The sequence below is a fragment of the Rhodoferax sp. RT5P35 genome (assembly GCF_056521385.1).
In genome coordinates this window covers 100,611-115,521 of record NZ_JBWMAX010000002.1, presented here as the reverse complement: position 1 = coordinate 115,521, position 14,911 = coordinate 100,611, and the positions used below count along the sequence as shown (strand labels likewise).

At 65.0% G+C, this 14,911-nt stretch carries 14 protein-coding genes; 7 read left to right on the top strand and 7 right to left on the bottom strand.

What is annotated here, in order from left to right:
- Positions 1-39 precede the first annotated feature (39 nt).
- Positions 40-519 carry a DUF4188 domain-containing protein gene (locus tag AC097L_RS02675; protein ID WP_479584565.1) on the top strand — a complete coding sequence of 160 codons (480 nt, stop codon included), beginning with the start codon at positions 40-42 and terminating at the stop codon, positions 517-519.
- A 256-nt stretch (positions 520-775) separates the two neighbouring features.
- Here the strand turns inward: AC097L_RS02675 and AC097L_RS02670 are convergent, their stop codons facing one another.
- Positions 776-2,830, bottom strand: coding sequence for an HDOD domain-containing protein (locus tag AC097L_RS02670; protein ID WP_479584564.1), 2,055 nt, complete (start codon positions 2,828-2,830; stop codon positions 776-778).
- A 125-nt stretch (positions 2,831-2,955) separates the two neighbouring features.
- Between AC097L_RS02670 and AC097L_RS02665 the strand changes: the two genes are divergently transcribed.
- Positions 2,956-3,990, top strand: coding sequence for a Stealth CR1 domain-containing protein (locus AC097L_RS02665; protein WP_479584563.1), 1,035 nt, complete (start codon positions 2,956-2,958; stop codon positions 3,988-3,990).
- Here the strand turns inward: AC097L_RS02665 and AC097L_RS02660 are convergent.
- The 5 genes from AC097L_RS02660 to AC097L_RS02640 all read right to left on the bottom strand — a co-directional run bounded on the left by AC097L_RS02660 (position 3,933) and on the right by AC097L_RS02640 (position 7,157).
- Complete coding sequence (locus tag AC097L_RS02660; RefSeq protein ID WP_479584562.1) at positions 3,933-4,088, bottom strand: hypothetical protein; 156 nt, start codon at positions 4,086-4,088, stop codon at positions 3,933-3,935. The two genes, AC097L_RS02665 and AC097L_RS02660, sit on opposite strands and share 58 nt — an antisense overlap.
- Complete coding sequence (locus AC097L_RS02655; RefSeq protein ID WP_479584561.1) at positions 4,085-5,131, bottom strand: serine/threonine protein kinase; 1,047 nt, start codon at positions 5,129-5,131, stop codon at positions 4,085-4,087. Before AC097L_RS02655 ends, AC097L_RS02660 begins: the two co-directional genes overlap by 4 nt.
- Before the next feature lie 194 nt (positions 5,132-5,325).
- Positions 5,326-5,754 (bottom strand): organic hydroperoxide resistance protein, encoded by a 429-nt coding sequence (locus AC097L_RS02650; RefSeq protein WP_479584560.1) that lies wholly within the window; start codon positions 5,752-5,754, stop codon positions 5,326-5,328.
- 26 nt (positions 5,755-5,780) lie between these two features.
- Positions 5,781-6,233, bottom strand: a complete 453-nt coding sequence (locus tag AC097L_RS02645) for a MarR family winged helix-turn-helix transcriptional regulator (RefSeq protein ID WP_479584559.1) — start codon at positions 6,231-6,233, stop codon at positions 5,781-5,783.
- A 75-nt stretch (positions 6,234-6,308) separates the two neighbouring features.
- Positions 6,309-7,157: a 3-hydroxybutyryl-CoA dehydrogenase gene (locus AC097L_RS02640; protein WP_479584943.1), complete on the bottom strand. Its 849-nt coding sequence runs from the start codon at positions 7,155-7,157 to the stop codon at positions 6,309-6,311.
- A gap of 143 nt (positions 7,158-7,300) precedes the next feature.
- Between AC097L_RS02640 and AC097L_RS02635 the strand changes: the two genes are divergently transcribed.
- Complete coding sequence (locus AC097L_RS02635) at positions 7,301-8,905, top strand: GMC family oxidoreductase (RefSeq protein WP_479584558.1); 1,605 nt, start codon at positions 7,301-7,303, stop codon at positions 8,903-8,905.
- 70 nt (positions 8,906-8,975) lie between these two features.
- Complete coding sequence (locus tag AC097L_RS02630) at positions 8,976-10,325, top strand: MATE family efflux transporter (protein WP_479584557.1); 1,350 nt, start codon at positions 8,976-8,978, stop codon at positions 10,323-10,325.
- A gap of 135 nt (positions 10,326-10,460) precedes the next feature.
- Here the strand turns inward: AC097L_RS02630 and AC097L_RS02625 are convergent, their stop codons facing one another.
- Positions 10,461-11,567, bottom strand: coding sequence for an ABC transporter substrate-binding protein (locus tag AC097L_RS02625; protein WP_479584556.1), 1,107 nt, complete (start codon positions 11,565-11,567; stop codon positions 10,461-10,463).
- Between the two features lie 117 nt (positions 11,568-11,684).
- Between AC097L_RS02625 and purT the strand changes: the two genes are divergently transcribed.
- The 3 genes from purT (at position 11,685) to AC097L_RS02610 (ending at position 14,907) form a co-directional block, all read left to right on the top strand.
- Positions 11,685-12,911 (top strand): formate-dependent phosphoribosylglycinamide formyltransferase, encoded by a 1,227-nt coding sequence (purT, locus tag AC097L_RS02620; RefSeq protein ID WP_479584555.1) that lies wholly within the window; start codon positions 11,685-11,687, stop codon positions 12,909-12,911.
- Between the two features lie 173 nt (positions 12,912-13,084).
- Entirely contained in the window at positions 13,085-14,161 is a 1,077-nt protein-coding gene (locus AC097L_RS02615) for a mechanosensitive ion channel family protein (RefSeq protein ID WP_479584554.1), read from the top strand.
- A 125-nt stretch (positions 14,162-14,286) separates the two neighbouring features.
- Positions 14,287-14,907 (top strand): chalcone isomerase family protein, encoded by a 621-nt coding sequence (locus tag AC097L_RS02610; protein WP_479584553.1) that lies wholly within the window; start codon positions 14,287-14,289, stop codon positions 14,905-14,907.
- The last annotated feature ends 4 nt before the right edge of the window (positions 14,908-14,911 follow it).

The window sequence follows — 14,911 nt, the reverse complement described above, 5'->3', positions numbered from 1 at the left end:
TGGACTTGCCAAAGTCCTGATTTAACGGATAGCTCTTGAATGGTACGAACCGAACGTCTCACCGCCACGCTGGACGGCGACTTTGTCGTCTTTCTGATTGGCATGCGCATCAACCGTCCGTGGATGGTGCACAAATGGCTGCCCATCGCACAGGCCATGCCGCGCATGCTCACCGAGCTGCACCGGCAACCAGAACGGGGCTTTTTGCACGCCGAGATGTGGTTCGCCCGCACCACCATCATGGTGCAGTACTGGCGCTCGATGGAGCAGTTGCTGGCCTACGCCAAAGACAAAAACGCCGCGCATCTACCCGCGTGGAAAGCCTTCAACACCTCGGTAGGTACTGGCGGCTCAGTAGGTATCTGGCATGAAACCTACACCGTGGCCCCCGGAGGCCACGAGAGCATGTACGTAAATATGCCGGCGTTTGGCCTGGGCAAGGCAGGCGTTTTGCAGCCCGCTACCGGCGCAAAGCAATCGGCACAAGGTCGGCTAAGCGCCGGTAAAGAAGCCGCCTGACCGACCCGCAACACCTTTTCATCCATGCGCCAGCAACCCCTTTCTTGCCAGCAAACTTGAAACAGGTGAAGTTGCTATGAAGTAAATAGCTACTTGTGCATGTGGAATATACGCCAGCGCCCTAAAAAGCATAAATCCGGCACAAAGACATGCCTTCCAGAGATTCCGCGGAACTGGCTTTGCCAGGCCGCTGGAATCGCCCCCTGCAAGGGGGTGGGCGGAAAGCGCTTGCGCTGTAGCCTGGGGGTGTACCTATTCACACCGATTGTCGAAAAGCAATGATGGCCTGGTTGCGCAGCGTGCGCAGCAAGGCCAGCTCTTGCTCGTCCAGCGGCAGCACGCCTTTCTCGGCCTTGTCGGCGTAGACCAGGCCGAAGGGCTTGCCCTTGATCACCAGGGGCAGCAGCAAAAAGGTAGGTGCGTGGACGTGGCTGCCGTACCAGGCGGGCAGGCGCTGGGCGATGCGTGGCTCGGTGGCATCGCTGATCAGGGTGTCCACGCCCTTGAGGCAAACAGTACTGAACAAGTCCAGGCTGCTGGCCTTGAGGGTGATGTGGAAGGCTTTGACCACGGTGTCGATGCCGCCCACCCCCTCCACGCCCGCACCCAGGCCAAAGCGCCCGGTCAGCGCCTCGGCCTTGGGGTCGCGCAGGCAAAACACCACGCGCTGGAAGGCCATGGCACGGAACATGGTTTCCAGGATCATGCGCAGCACGTCGCTGAGCTTGAAGTCTTCCACCATGGCCTGGCTGATGTCCTGGATACCGGCAGACAGCATATCGGCCACGCTGGGCACCGCCACCACGGTGGGCTGGCCTGTGTCTGGCGCGGGCGACGGCGTGGCCTGCAGCGCCAGGGGTGTCAAGGCATCGGGGGGCTCGGCCCCGTCGGTGGGTGCGGGGTGCGCCGCCGCGTCTTCATCCGGCTGCTGCAGCAACTGGGCGGCTGCCGAGCCGGCCAGCACGTTCAGCTCCATGGCCCCAGCCATGTCGATGAGCTTTTTGCGCGCCGCCAAAGTGGCCTGGCGCACCTGCTGGGGCGGAATACCCAGGGTTTTGGCGTACTGCCCGGCCTTTTGCGCCAACCGCATCTCACGGTCCCGGGGGGGTACCCGCAGCAGGATGTCGGCAATATCATTGGCCACCAGAGCCACCCAGCGCAAGCGTTCAGCGGTCTGCACGGGCGGGCGCAGCGGGGGCTCGCCGCGCGGCCTGCGCATGCTGTGCTGCAGGGCTTCGGGCAGGCCCCAGGCTTTGGCCACGCCCAGGCCCAGGGTTTCAAAATCCACCCCCAGCACGTGGGTGGAGGCGCGGGCCTCGGACAGCGGTTTGTCGGTAGAGCCCACCAAATGGCGCACGGCCCGGGCTTCGTCGGCAAAGTAGAACTCGGCCAGCATGCGGCCCAGGTTCTGGAACATGGCGGCGATAAAAGCCTCTTCGTTCTCGCGCGCCTCGACGCACAGTTCCACCGCAATCGAGCCCGCCATCAGGGCGCGCAAGAATTCGTCCTTGATCAGGTGGGCGTGGCCCTTGTCGCGCATGTGCTCCAGCAGCACCAGGCTCAGCGCCATATTGCGCACGCCGTTAAAGCCCACCAGGCTGACCGCCCGCGACACGGTATTGATGCTGCCGCCCCGGGCCGCGAAGTGGGCGCTGTTGACCAGCCGCAGCAGCTTGTGCGTCAGCGCCACGTCTTTCAGGATTTCGTTGGTAAAGCTGGCAATGCTCTCGGTTTCCGAGCTGGCCATGCCCTGGATGCGTACCACCGCGTCAGACATCGCGGGAAAGTCACTCTTAAAGCGCATGCGGGCCATCAGCGCGTCCAGGCTGCTGTTCGCCGGGTTACCCGGCAGAGCGGCGCCCAGCGGGGCGTGCTGCGTGCTGTCAGCCCACTGCGACAAAGCCCGGCGCATGGCTTGCAGGCTGGAGGTACGTTGGGGGTCCAGGGCCTGGGCCTGGTCCACAATGGCCTGCAGGTCGGCATCCATATCCGCATCGGCACCGTGCAGGCCTGCCAGCATGGCTTGCAGTACCTGGCCCACGGCACCCACGTCGTCCTGGGGCAAGGCAGCAGATGCAAATGCGGTGTCGGTGAAATCGGCAGAGTTCGCCAGATGGGCCCGGCCGGTGGCATCCACCTGCACGTTGGCCGTGGTGGGTGGGCTATGGGGCCGCCCGGCGGCATGGGCGGCCAGCAAGGCATCCAGCAGGTCGAGCGCCAAAGCCACCGCTTCGGCAGGCGGCAATGCTCCGCGCTGTGCCAGCAGGCTGCTCAGGGTGGGCATGGATGTGCGCGGGTCAAATTCGGGCATGGATCTGTCGGTGGGGTAGACGCGGTACGGAGAAATGTCTCGGTAAGAGTATGGCACTGGCATAACGGCGCTGGCAGCCTTTTTGCACGCTTCTACACACGCCAAAATGACGCTAACATGTCAGGTTGCACTCCGTTACACCCCCCCACCCCGACCATCCCATTGACATCGTCTACCTCTGGGTGGACGGTAACGACCCGGTGTGGCGTGCCAAGCGCCAGCAGGCCGCCGCCACGCTGAACGCCCACACCCGCATGGCCGCCTATGCGAACGTCGAAGGGCGCTTTCGCGACAACGACGAGCTGCGCTACAGCCTGCGGGCGTTGGAGCGATTCTTCCCCGGCCATGGCCATATCTACGTGGTGACCGATGCGCAGACCCCGGCCTGGCTGGCCGCCGTGCCTGGCATCAGCGTGGTGGACCACCGCGACCTGATCCCGGCAAGCAAACTGCCCACCTTTGATTCCGGCCACATCGAGTCGTACATCCACCGCATTCCCGGGCTGTCGGAGCGCTACTTTTATTTGAACGACGACGTGTTTTTTGGCGCGCCGGTGGTGTTGGAGGACTGGTTCTGGCCCGGCGGCGTGTGCGTGGCCTGGTCGGATGAACCGCCGGTCAGCGACGAGCCGCTGCGCTTGGATGCCACGGCACTGGACAACGCCTGCCGCAGCTCCCACCAGTGGCTGCGGTCCTCCCCCGTACCCGGCTACGAGCACACCTTTCGCACCTTTGCGCACGCGCCTCGGCCAATGTGCAAGTCGCTGCTGACCACGCTGGAGCAGGTGGCGCCCGACATGTTTGCCCGCGTGCGCTCCACCGTGTTCCGCGCCTGGGACAAGCCCGCCATCGTGTCCGACTTTGTGCTGCGCTGGGCCCTGGCCCACGGCTACGCCCAGTTGCGTGAGTACCCCCACCAATACCTGTGCACCAGCGATGCCGACAGCACCGACGACCTGGACCAGCTGGTAGAGCGCAACGGCCAGTTAGCCTTTTTCTGCATCAACGACACCACTGACGATGCCCTGCCCCACGACCCGCGCCTGGCCCGGGTGCGGGATGCGTTGCAGCAGATGTTTCCGGTAGCGTCCAGGTTCGAGACTCAGCAAAACGCCCAGGCCAGCCAGGCCGGGTCTTCCACCACGTTGAGCACCAGGTAGGTTCCCACGCGGTAGGACAAGTATTCGACCAGTGGCAAAGTGTCGGCCCAGGTGGGGGGCCAGGCAATGCCTGCGCGGCGCAACAACACCGCAGTCATACGTAGAGCGGCTCTTCCTGCATGGCTTCGATCTGCTCATTAAGCATATTGACCTGGCCGACCCAGTAGTCGCTGCTGCCAAACCACGGAAAGTTGACCGGGAAGGTCGGGTCGCTCCAGCGGCGGGCCAGCCAGGCGCTGTAGTGGATGAGGCGCAGGGTGCGCAGGGGTTCGATCAGGGCCAGTTCGCGGCGGTCGAAGCTGCGGAACTGCTCATACCCGTCCACCAGGCCGCTGAGCTGGCCGGTGCGCTGGGCGCGGTCGCCACTCAGCAGCATCCACAGGTCTTGCACGGCCGGGCCGGTGCGGGCATCGTCCAGGTCGACAAAGTGCGGGCCGCCGCCGGGGCGGTCGGTAGGGGTCCAGAGGATGTTGCCGGGGTGGCAGTCGCCGTGCAGGCGCAGGGTTTTGATATGAAGGTCTTTTAGGCCTCCAGCGCTAGTCGGTAATGCGCTAGCAGCTATCATATCCAGAGCGTCCGTACAGGCTTTTTGCCACGGGCCTTGCACGTCCAGCGGCACGATCTCGTGCTTCACCAGCCAGTCGCGCGAATGCAGGCCAAAGCTTTGCAGGTCCAGCGCCGGGCGGTGCACAAACGGCTGCTTGGCGCCCACGGTGTGGATGCGGGCGAGGAAGCGGCCAATCCATTCCAGCACCTCGAAGTCGTCCAGCTCGGGCGCGCGGCCCCCCCGGCTGGGGCTGACGCTGAAGGCGAATCCGGCGAAGTTATGCAGCGTGGCCCCCTCCAGCACCAGCGGGCCAACGGCAGGAATCTCGGCGGCCATGAGTTCGGCGGCAAAGCTGTGTTCTTCCAGAATTTGCGCCTGGCTCCAGCGGCCAGGCCGGTAGAACTTGGCCACCACCACGCTGCCATCTTCCAGGTGCGCCTGGTAGACGCGGTTTTCATAGGAGCTGAGGGCCATCAGGCGGCCATCGCCCCACAGGCCGACGCTGGCCAGCGCATCCATCACCACGTCGGGGGTCAGGGCCTGGTAGTCGTGGGAAATGGCAGAAGAACCGGAGGAATCAGAAGGGAAAGACATGGAGCGATTGTCGCCGCTCCAAAACAAAACGCCCGCACCAAAAACTGGCACGGGCGATGACGGCACTACCCAGGCGAGCGCAGCAACGCCCCTGCGTGAACACCGCAGAACTGGCTTTGCCAGGCTGCAGGTGTTGCCCCCTGCAAGGGGGGTGGCGAAAGACGCGTAGCGCTGCAGCCTGGGGGTGTGCTTGCTTACGCTAGGACGAGTTCTACGTCAATATTGCCACGGGTGGCGTTGGAGTAAGGGCACACGCCATGGGCGGTGTCCACCAGGTCCTGGGCCACAGCGCGGTCCATGCCGGGCAGGCTGATGACCAGCTTGGCGGCGATACCGAAGCCAGCAGGGATAGGGCCGATGTCTATCGATGCGTCGATGGACGCGTCTGCAGGCACTGTGAGCTTCTTCATGCCCGCCACGTGTTTCATGGCACCCATGAAGCAGGCCGAGTAGCCTGCCGCAAACAGTTGCTCGGGGTTGGTGCCGTTGCCGTTGCCACCCAGGGCCGGTGGGGGGGCCAGCTTGACGCTCAGTTTGCCGTCGTCGCTGTTGGACTGGCCGTCGCGGCCACCGGTGGTGTGGGCGTGGGCGGTGTAGATCACTTTGTCGAGTTTGGTGGTCATGGTGTTTCCTTGGGTTGAAAAAAGTGTCAGGCGGTGGTTAAACGCCCACGCAGCGCCTGGACCTGCTGCGTGAGTGAGATGATTTCGGGCAGCGTGCACTGGGTGGCGCTGAGGATGCACGGCGGGACCTTGGCCGCCTCGGCTTTAAGGTTGCGGCCTGCAGGTGTCAGGGTGATGAACACCCGGCGCTCGTCCTGCACATCGCGCTGGCGGCTGATCCAGCCCGCAAGCTCCATGCGCTTGAGCAACGGGGTCAGGGTGCCGGAGTCCAGCGACAGGCGCTCGCCCAGTTCGGACACCATCAGGTCGTCGCGCTCCCACAGCACCAGCATCGCCAGGTACTGCGGGTAGGTCATACCCAGCGCTTTGAGCAAGGGCTTGTACAGCTTGGTCATGGCCAAGGACGCGGAATACAACGCAAAGCAAAGCTGGTTGTCCAGCTGCAGCGTTTCGTCAATGGTGAAGGATTTGGTGGGCATGGGTTGAATTATATTGTGCAATTAAATTTTGTGCAATTTAATTTGCAAGCGCATCGAAATGCGCCGCCTATCTGCTTAGTACGTGTACACCCCCTGCCCCGTCTTGCGTCCCAGGCGGCCTGCAGCGACCATCTCTTTCAACAGCGGGCACGGACGGTATTTGCTGTCGCCAAATTCGGTCAAAAACACCTCCATCACCGCCAGGCACACGTCCAGGCCGATCATGTCGGCCAGGGCCAGCGGGCCGATGGGCTGGTTGCAGCCCAGCTTCATGCCGGCATCGATGTCTTCTGGCGTGGCCACGCCCTCGGCCAGCACGAACAGCGCCTCGTTCACCATCGGCATCAGGATGCGGTTGACCACGAAGCCGGGGCCGTTCTTGACGGTAATGGGGGTTTTGCCCAGCACGGCGGCCATGGCGTGCACGGCATCATGGGTGGCGTCGCTGGTTTGCAGGCCGCGGATGATCTCCACCAACGCCATCAGCGGCACGGGGTTGAAGAAGTGCATGCCGATGCAGCGGTCGGGCCGTTGCGTCACTGCCGCCAGCTTCGTGATGGAAATGGACGAGGTGTTGGACGCAATCAGCACCTCGGGGGCCAGCAGCGCGTCGAGCTGCTGCACGATCTTGACTTTGAGGGCGTAGTTTTCGGTGGCGGCTTCGATCACCAACTGGGCGCGGGTGAAATCGCTGTACTGGGTAGAGCCCTGGATGCGGGACAGGATGGCGGCCTTGTCCTCGGGGTTGAGCTTGTCTTTCTTGATCAGCCGGTCCAGGCTGCCCGCGATGGTGGCCAGGCCCTTGGCCACGGCCTCTTCGCTAATGTCTACCATCACCACCTGCAAGCCCGCCGCCGCACAGGTTTGCGCGATACCGTTGCCCATGGTGCCCGCGCCGACAATGCCGACGGTGTTGATTGTCAAAATGCCGCTCATGGAAAACTCCCGGTATAAAAATGGGTAGGACTTACGCAGCGCCCCGGTGTCGCCCTTCAGGCTTACAGGGGGAACTTGCGTGAATCCTGATTAGTTTGGTTGCAGTGCAGCATTCATCATAAACATCCCTTATGTTCGACTACCTCATCATTGGCGGCGGCGCGGCGGGCTGCGTACTGGCCGGGCGGCTCAGCGAAGACCCGGCGATCAACGTTGCGCTGCTCGAATCCGGCCCTAGCGACCACAGCGCCCTGGTGCAGTGCCCCTCGGGCATCGCCCTGCTGGCCCGCACCGGCCAGGCGCAGTGGCGCTTTTCCACCGTGCCGCAGCCAGGACTGAACGGGCGCTGCGGCTACCAGCCCCGGGGCCGGGTGCTGGGCGGCAGCAGCTCGGTCAACGCCATGGTCTACACCCGTGGCCAGCCGGGCGACTTTGACCACTGGGCGGCCCAGGGCAACCCCGGCTGGGGCTATGCGGATGTGCTGCCGTACTTTAAAAAAGCCGAGGGCAATCGCCGGGGCGCGGATGCCTGGCACGGGGCCGACGGCCCGCTGCAGGTGACCGACCTGCAAAGCCCCCACCCCGCCAGCCAGGCCTTTGTGCAAGCCGCCGTGCAGGCCGGTTTTGCCGCCAACACCGACTTCAACGGTGCCCGCCAAGAGGGCGTGGGCCTGTACCAGGTGATGCAAAAAGACGGCGAGCGCTGCAGCGCGGCCAAGGCCTACCTCACGCCCCACCTGGCGCGGCCCAACCTGCAGGTGTTCACCGAGGCCCACACCACCCGCATCCTGATCCAAAACCGCCGCGCCGTGGGCGTGGAATTCATGCAGAACAGCCTGCTGAAACAGTTGCGCACCCAGGGTGAGGTGCTGCTGTGCGCCGGGGCCTTGCAGTCGCCGCAGATGCTGATGCTGTCCGGCATTGGCGACCACGCGCAGTTGCTGGCCAACGGCATTGCCACCGTGCACCACCTGCCCGGCGTGGGCCAGCACCTGCATGACCATGTGGACGTGGTGCAGGTGGTGCATGCACTGCAGGCCAAGGATTTATGGGGCATATCCCCCACCGGTATTGCCCACATCGCCCAGGGCGTGCGGGACTGGCGGCGCGACCGCAGCGGCCTGCTGACCAGCAACCTGGCCGAGGCCGGTGGTTTCCTCAAAAGCCAGCCGACAGAGCCCCAACCCGACCTGCAACTGCACTTTGTGCCCGCCCAACTGGCCGACCATGGCCGCAAGACGCTGTGGGGTCACGGCTATTCGGTGCACATCTGCGTGCTGCAGCCCGCCAGCCGGGGCAGCGTGCGGCTGAACGGCAAAGATCCGCTGGCCCCGCCACGCATCGACCCGAACTTCCTGGGCGCGCTGGACGATATGGAACGGCTGCGGCGCGGGTTCCAACTGGTGCGGCGCATCACTGCCCAGCCCGCGCTGGCGGCATGGGGCGGCCGCGAGCGATCGGCCCGCGCCCAGAGCGAGGTGGAACTGGAATTGCTGCTGCGCGAAACCGCCGACACGGTGTACCACCCGGTGGGCAGTTGCCGCATGGGCCCGGGGGGGAATGGAGAGCATACGGACGTGGTGGATGCCCGCCTGCGGGTCCACGGCATGGCCGGGCTGCGGGTGGTGGATGCGTCCGTCATGCCGCGCATCGTCAGCGCCAACACCACCGCAGCTACCACCATGCTGGCCGAAAAAGCCGCAGATATGTTGCGCGAGGATGCAGCGCAAGGCTGATTTGTTTGAAAGAATGGAGGTTCGAGCATCGCACTAAATTTCCGGTGCGTGGCCGCCACCCCACTCCACCATGCACCTCCCCGAACGCCCCCGGCTCAACGCCATCGCTGGCCCTATCTTTGGCGAGTTCCTGCTCGGCTACACCGTCATCATCGCCGGGCTGTGGCTGGCCTCACACACCTCGGACGGCGCGGCGGGCAGCCTGGGGCTGGCCAACCAGGTGCTGGAGACGCTGTACGTGGTGTTTCGGGTGCTGGCCATCGGCATGGGCGTGGTCATTACCCAGCTGCTGGGCGGCCAGCAAGTAGAGCAGGTGCGGCGCACCGCCCTGGCGGGTCTGGGCGCGTGCACCTGGGCGGGCTTGCTGGTGGTGGGGGTGCTGGTACTGGCAAACGACTGGATTCTGGACCTGCTGAACGCACCCGACGAGATCCTGCCGCTGGTCAGCCCCTACCTGCAACTGCTGGCCCCAGCCGCGCTGCTGGACGGCTACAACCTCACCATGGCCTCCATCCTGCGGGCCCACCTGCACGCCCGCGACTCGCTCAAGGTGATGGTCATCATGCACTGCACCCACCTGGCGCTGGCCGTGCCGCTGATGCTGGGCTTCGGCCCCTGGGAGGGGCTGGGGCTGTACGGCTTTGCGGTGGCCCTGGTGATCAGCCGCGCCGTCGGCCTGGGGCTGCACCTGGTGCTGTGGCGCAAGCGCATGGCCCTGGTGCCCAACGCCCGCCACTGGTGGGTGCTGCAGTGGCGGGTACTGGGGCCGGTGCTGCGCATTGGTGTGCCGGGGGCGAGCGCCGAGCTAGGCTACCGCGCCGCCTTCATGGTGTCGCTGGCCGGAGCCGCGCGCCTGGGCGTGGTGGCGCTGGCCACCCATGCCTACACCCTGCAACTGCTGCGCTACGTGCTGCTGATCAGCCTGGCGATTGGCTGGGCCTGCGAGATCATGGTGGGGCGGTTGGTGGGCGGCGGGCAGTTCAGCCAGGCCCATGCCCTGGTGCGCAAAGGCCTGCGCAACGGGCTCATGGCCTCGGGCGGTATGGCGGTGGTAGCGGCGCTGGCCGCCCCGTGGCTGATGCACCTGTTCACCAAAGACCCGCACGTGATCCAGGCCGCACAGACCTTGCTGTGGATTGCCGTAGTGCTGGAGACCGGCCGCGCATTTAACCTGATCATCACCGGCGCGCTGCGGGCCACCGGCGACGTGATCTACCCGGTAGCCGCCAGCCTGGGCTCGTTTGCGCTGGTGCTGGGCTGCGGCTCGTACTTTTTAGGCCACGGCTTCGGCCTGCCCGGGATCTTCATCGCCTACGCCGCCGACGAATGGGTGCGCGGCCTGCTGATGTGGGCCCGCTGGCACTGGCACGGCTGGCTACCCCACGCCCGCAACTCACAGCGCCGGGTGCGCAGGCGGTAGATTTAAATGAAATTGACCTCTAGCGCATATAACACCTGCGCTAGTAGCTATTATTTAAATAGCAAACCACAAGATTCCATGTCCACCCTATTGCCCACCGCCAGCGGGACAAGGCTTCCTGAGCGGCTGTAGGGATTAGCGCCTAAACTTTCCATCACTTCCAATGATCGACAGATCGGCAAAGTCCAGCCCGGTGTGGTCACTGGGGCTGTAGCCGATCTCCAGGCCGCCCAGGTCAAACTTGTCCATGCCCTCCAGCGCCGCCTGCAAGCGTTCCCGCGTGGGCCGGGGACCGGCGCGGCGCAGGCCTTCGACCAGCACCTTGGCGGCAGTAAAGCCCTCCAGCATGGCCGGGCTGGTGCCGACCAGGCCTTTGGCGCGGGCGGCATCCGCCAACTCCTTGACCAGCGCGTACGACGGGGATTGCGGAAACACCTGGCTGACGATCACGCCCCGGGCATGGCCCCCGAGTGCGGCAATAAAGCCCGCAGTGGCGTTGTTGGACAGGGTGACACACTGGGCCGTACTGCCCGCAGCACGCAGCGCCTCGATGGCGGCCACCGCGCTGGTGCTGGATGCCACCAACAACACCGACTGCGCACCGGCCTGCACGATGGCCGGCACCAGGCTCGCAAAATCCGGCTTGTTGCGGTCGAACTTGTACAGGCCCACGGCCTTCAGGCGGGCTTTTTGCAGGCCCTTTTGCGCCCCGGCCAAGCCGTCTGCACCAAAGCTGTCGTCGGTGTAGACCACGGCAATTTTGGACAGGCCGATGCTGGCCTGGTGGGCGATGGCTTTTTCGGCCTCGCGCTGGTAAGTGGCGCGCACGTTAAAGATGTACTTTTGCACCGGCTGGTGCAGCACCATGGCCCCGGTGGACGGCGCCACCAGGGGCACATGGTATTTGTTGAGCCAAGGGATGATGGCCTCGGTGTGCGGTGTGCCACGGGTCAAAAACAGGGCTAGCACGTTCTTTTTTTCGATCAGCTCGCGGGCGTTTTCGGCGGCCAGTGCGGGCTCGAACCTGTCGTCCATCGACAGCAGTTCGATCTTTTGCCCGCCCACGCCGCCCTGGGCGTTGACCCGGTCCAAGTACAGCATGGCCCCGGCCAGGGTCTCCTTGACACCCGCCGCAACGGCACCGGTAAAGCCGCTGGTCTGGCCGATCAGAATTTGCGCCTGGGCCGCCAGGCTGGCGGTGGCCAACAGCACCGCGATGGCCAGAGTGTGGGTTGTCTTCATAGTGTTTTGGGGGAAGGTTGGATGCACCGCGCGCCATTGGGCCACAAGTCCATGCCGGGCATGCGGTAAATTCCCACCCTCCCGTCCTCCTTCTTTACGCTTTCCGCGGTACCCACCATGCGCTCTTTCGGCACCCCCTTGTCCCCTTCTGCAACCAAAGTCATGCTGCTCGGCTCCGGCGAGCTGGGCAAAGAGGTGCTGATTGCGCTGCAGCGCCTGGGCGTGGAAACCATTGCCGTCGACCGCTACGCCAACGCGCCCGGCCAGCAGGTGGCCCACCACGCCCGCACCATCACCATGAGCGACCCGGCCCAGCTCAAAACCCTGATCGAGGCCGAGCGCCCGCACCTGGTGGTGCCCGAGATCGAGGCCATCGCCACCCCCATGCTCGAAGCGCTGGAAGCCGCGGGTACGGTGCGCGTGGTCCCCACCGCCCGCGCCGCCCGGCTGACCATGGACCGCGAAGGCATCCGCCGCCTGGCCGCCGAAACCCTGGGCCTGCCGACCAGCCCCTACGTGTTTTGCGATTCACTGGTCGAGCTGCAGGCCGCCATTGACACCACCACCGGCTACCCCTGCGTGGTCAAACCGGTGATGAGCAGCTCGGGCAAGGGCCAGAGCAAGATCAGCGGCCCGGCCGATGTACAAGCCGCCTGGGACGTCGCCATGGCCGGTGGCCGCGTGAGCCACGGACGCGTCATCGTCGAGGGCTTTATCGACTTCGACTACGAAATCACCCTGCTGACGGTGCGCGCCCTAGGGGCCGATGGCACGGTGGAAACCCATTTCTGCGACCCCATCGGCCACATCCAGGTCAGCGGCGACTACGTGGAGAGCTGGCAGCCGCACCCCATGCCGTCGGTGGCCCTGCAACGCTCCCAGACCATCGCCAAGGCCGTCACGGACAACCTGGGCGCTGGGCTTGACGGAAAGCCCTCTGGGCTGGGTTTGTTCGGCGTGGAGCTGTTCGTGAAGGGCGACGACGTGTGGTTCAGCGAGGTCAGCCCTCGCCCGCACGACACCGGCATGGTCACGCTGTGCACCCAGTGGCAAAACGAATTCGAGCTACACGCCCGCGCCATCCTGGGACTGCCGGTCAACACCGCGCTCAAATCGCCCGGTGCCAGCGCGGTGATCTACGGTGGTGTGGATGCGCTGGGCATCGTGTTCGACGGCGTGGCCGAGGCGCTGCGCGTGCCCAACACCGACATCCGCCTGTTCGGCAAGCCCGAAAGCTTTGTGAAGCGCCGCATGGGCGTGGCCCTGGCCTTTGATGCCGACGTGGAACTCGCCCGCACCCGCGCCAAGCAAGCCGCGGCGCTGGTCAAGCCCCGCGCTGCGTAAAGCGCCATGCAACGTAACGACCAAACCACCCGCAACGGGTACAACGGCTCGCAGGCCAGGAACCCGTGGAACCGGCTTTGCCGGGCCACTGGGTTCGCCACCTGCATGTCGCATCGGTTTTTGCAAACCGATGCGAGGGGGGTTGGCGCAAACGCGCAGCGTGGAGCCTGGGGGTGAACCATTTAATCGCGTGGGCCGACGACTCGGCGCTGCGTATTTTGTTGTCGGCGGGCGCGGCGATTGTGCTGGCGCTGGTGCTGCACGCCATCGGTGCCGCGCTGGTGCGGCGCGTCACCCGCAGCCTGCCTTTGGCCTCGCGCATTGCCAACGCCTGCCACGCGCCCACGCGCTTTGTGCTGCCGCTGATCGCACTGCAAGCGGTGTGGCAGATTGCGCCGCGCGACTTTCCGCTGATTGCCGAGGTGCGCCATGCCAATGTGCTGCTGCTGCTCGTCAGCCTGACCTGGCTTGGGCTGCGCGTGGTGCGCGGCACCGTGCAGGGCCTGATTGCCTCGTATCCGCTGGAGGCGGTGGACAACCTGAACGCCCGCCGCGTGCACACCCAGGCCAAGGTGCTGGCCAACACCCTGGTCATCGGCATCCTGGTGACCGGGCTGGCGGCAATGCTCATGACCTTTCCCGAGGCCCGGCAGTTCGGTGCCAGCCTGCTGGCGTCCGCCGGGGTGGTCGGCATCATTGTGGGTATGGCCGCACGGCCGGTACTGGGCAACCTGGTGGCGGGCCTGCAGATCGCCCTGGGCCAGCCGCTGCGCATCGACGATGTACTGATCGTGCAGGGCGAATGGGGCCGGGTCGAAGAGATCACCGGCACCTACGTGGTGCTGCGGGTGTGGGACCAGCGGCGGTTGATCATTCCACTGCAATGGTTCATTGAAAACCCGTTCCAGAACTGGTCGCGCCGCAACCCCGAGCTGATCGGCACCGTTTTTGTGTGGGTGGACTACGGGATGCCGATGCAGATACTGCGCACCGAGGCGCAGCGGATTTGCGCCGCCTCGCCTGCCTGGGACGGCCGCCACTGCAAGCTGGACGTGACCGACACCGCCGACCACGGCGTGCAAGTCCGCCTGGAAGTCACCGCCGCCAACGCCGACCTGCTGTGGCGCGTGCGCTGCGACGTGCGCGAGGGCGTGGTGGACTTTATGCAGCGCCAGTACCCGCAGTACCTGCCACGCATGCGTGCCGAGCTGCAGCAGAGCGCCGAGACGGCCGGGCTTAAAAGCTATTAAATTCATAGCATTTTGCGCAGGTAGCATATGCGCCAGAGGCTTAAATTTCATTAAAAATAGGGATGACAATTTGGGCCGATCCGGTAAGCTTGAGGCAGCCCCTGTTTTACGAGAGACACCCCCCGATGACCCGACTTATTTGCGCCAAGTTGCCTGCCATCGTGGCCCTGGTTTTGGAAATAACCGTGGCCGCCAGCCTGCTGGCCCTGCCCGCCCAGGCCACGCCTGCCACCCCGTTTGCCGCCGAAGCCCAAGTCCTGGGCGCGCCCCTGCTGCTCAACGGCGCGGGCACCCGCTTCCGGGCGGTGTTCAAGGTCTACGACATGGCCCTGTACACGCCGCGCAAGGTCAGCACACCCGAAGAGCTGCTGGCGCTGCCCGGCCCCAAGCTGCTGAGCTTCACCGCCCTGCGCGATATCCCGGGCACCGACCTGGGCCTGGCCTTCATCAAGGGCCTGTCGGCCAACTCCCCCAAAGAGCTGACGCTGAAGCACACCGTGTCGTCCAATCGCCTGGTCGAAATCTTCTCGGCCCGCAGCAAGCTCAGCCCCGGCGACACCTTTGCCATGCAGTTCATCCCCGGCCAGGGCACGCTGTTCTTCATTGGCGGCCAGCCCCAGGGCAGCCCGGTGGGCGATGCCGAGTTTTTTGCCATGGTGCTGAACATCTGGGTGGGCAGCAGCCCGGCGGATTACGGCCTGAAGGCGGCTTTGCTGGGGCAGGAGCCGGTGAAAAAGTCCTACTAAGCCC

Bases quoted from the DNA above. Each gene is read 5' to 3' on its own strand.
- AC097L_RS02675 (WP_479584565.1), top strand. From the start codon at position 40: ATGGTACGAACCGAACGTCTCACCGCCACGCTGGACGGCGACTTTGTC.
- AC097L_RS02670 (WP_479584564.1), bottom strand. From the start codon at position 2,830: ATGCCCGAATTTGACCCGCGCACATCCATGCCCACCCTGAGCAGCCTG.
- AC097L_RS02660 (WP_479584562.1), bottom strand. From the start codon at position 4,088: ATGACTGCGGTGTTGTTGCGCCGCGCAGGCATTGCCTGGCCCCCCACC.
- AC097L_RS02655 (WP_479584561.1), bottom strand. From the start codon at position 5,131: ATGTCTTTCCCTTCTGATTCCTCCGGTTCTTCTGCCATTTCCCACGAC.
- AC097L_RS02650 (WP_479584560.1), bottom strand. From the start codon at position 5,754: ATGACCACCAAACTCGACAAAGTGATCTACACCGCCCACGCCCACACC.
- AC097L_RS02645 (WP_479584559.1), bottom strand. From the start codon at position 6,233: ATGCCCACCAAATCCTTCACCATTGACGAAACGCTGCAGCTGGACAAC.
- AC097L_RS02635 (WP_479584558.1), top strand. From the start codon at position 7,301: ATGTTCGACTACCTCATCATTGGCGGCGGCGCGGCGGGCTGCGTACTG.
- AC097L_RS02630 (WP_479584557.1), top strand. From the start codon at position 8,976: ATGCACCTCCCCGAACGCCCCCGGCTCAACGCCATCGCTGGCCCTATC.
- AC097L_RS02625 (WP_479584556.1), bottom strand. From the start codon at position 11,567: ATGAAGACAACCCACACTCTGGCCATCGCGGTGCTGTTGGCCACCGCC.
- purT (WP_479584555.1), top strand. From the start codon at position 11,685: ATGCGCTCTTTCGGCACCCCCTTGTCCCCTTCTGCAACCAAAGTCATG.
- AC097L_RS02610 (WP_479584553.1), top strand. From the start codon at position 14,287: ATGACCCGACTTATTTGCGCCAAGTTGCCTGCCATCGTGGCCCTGGTT.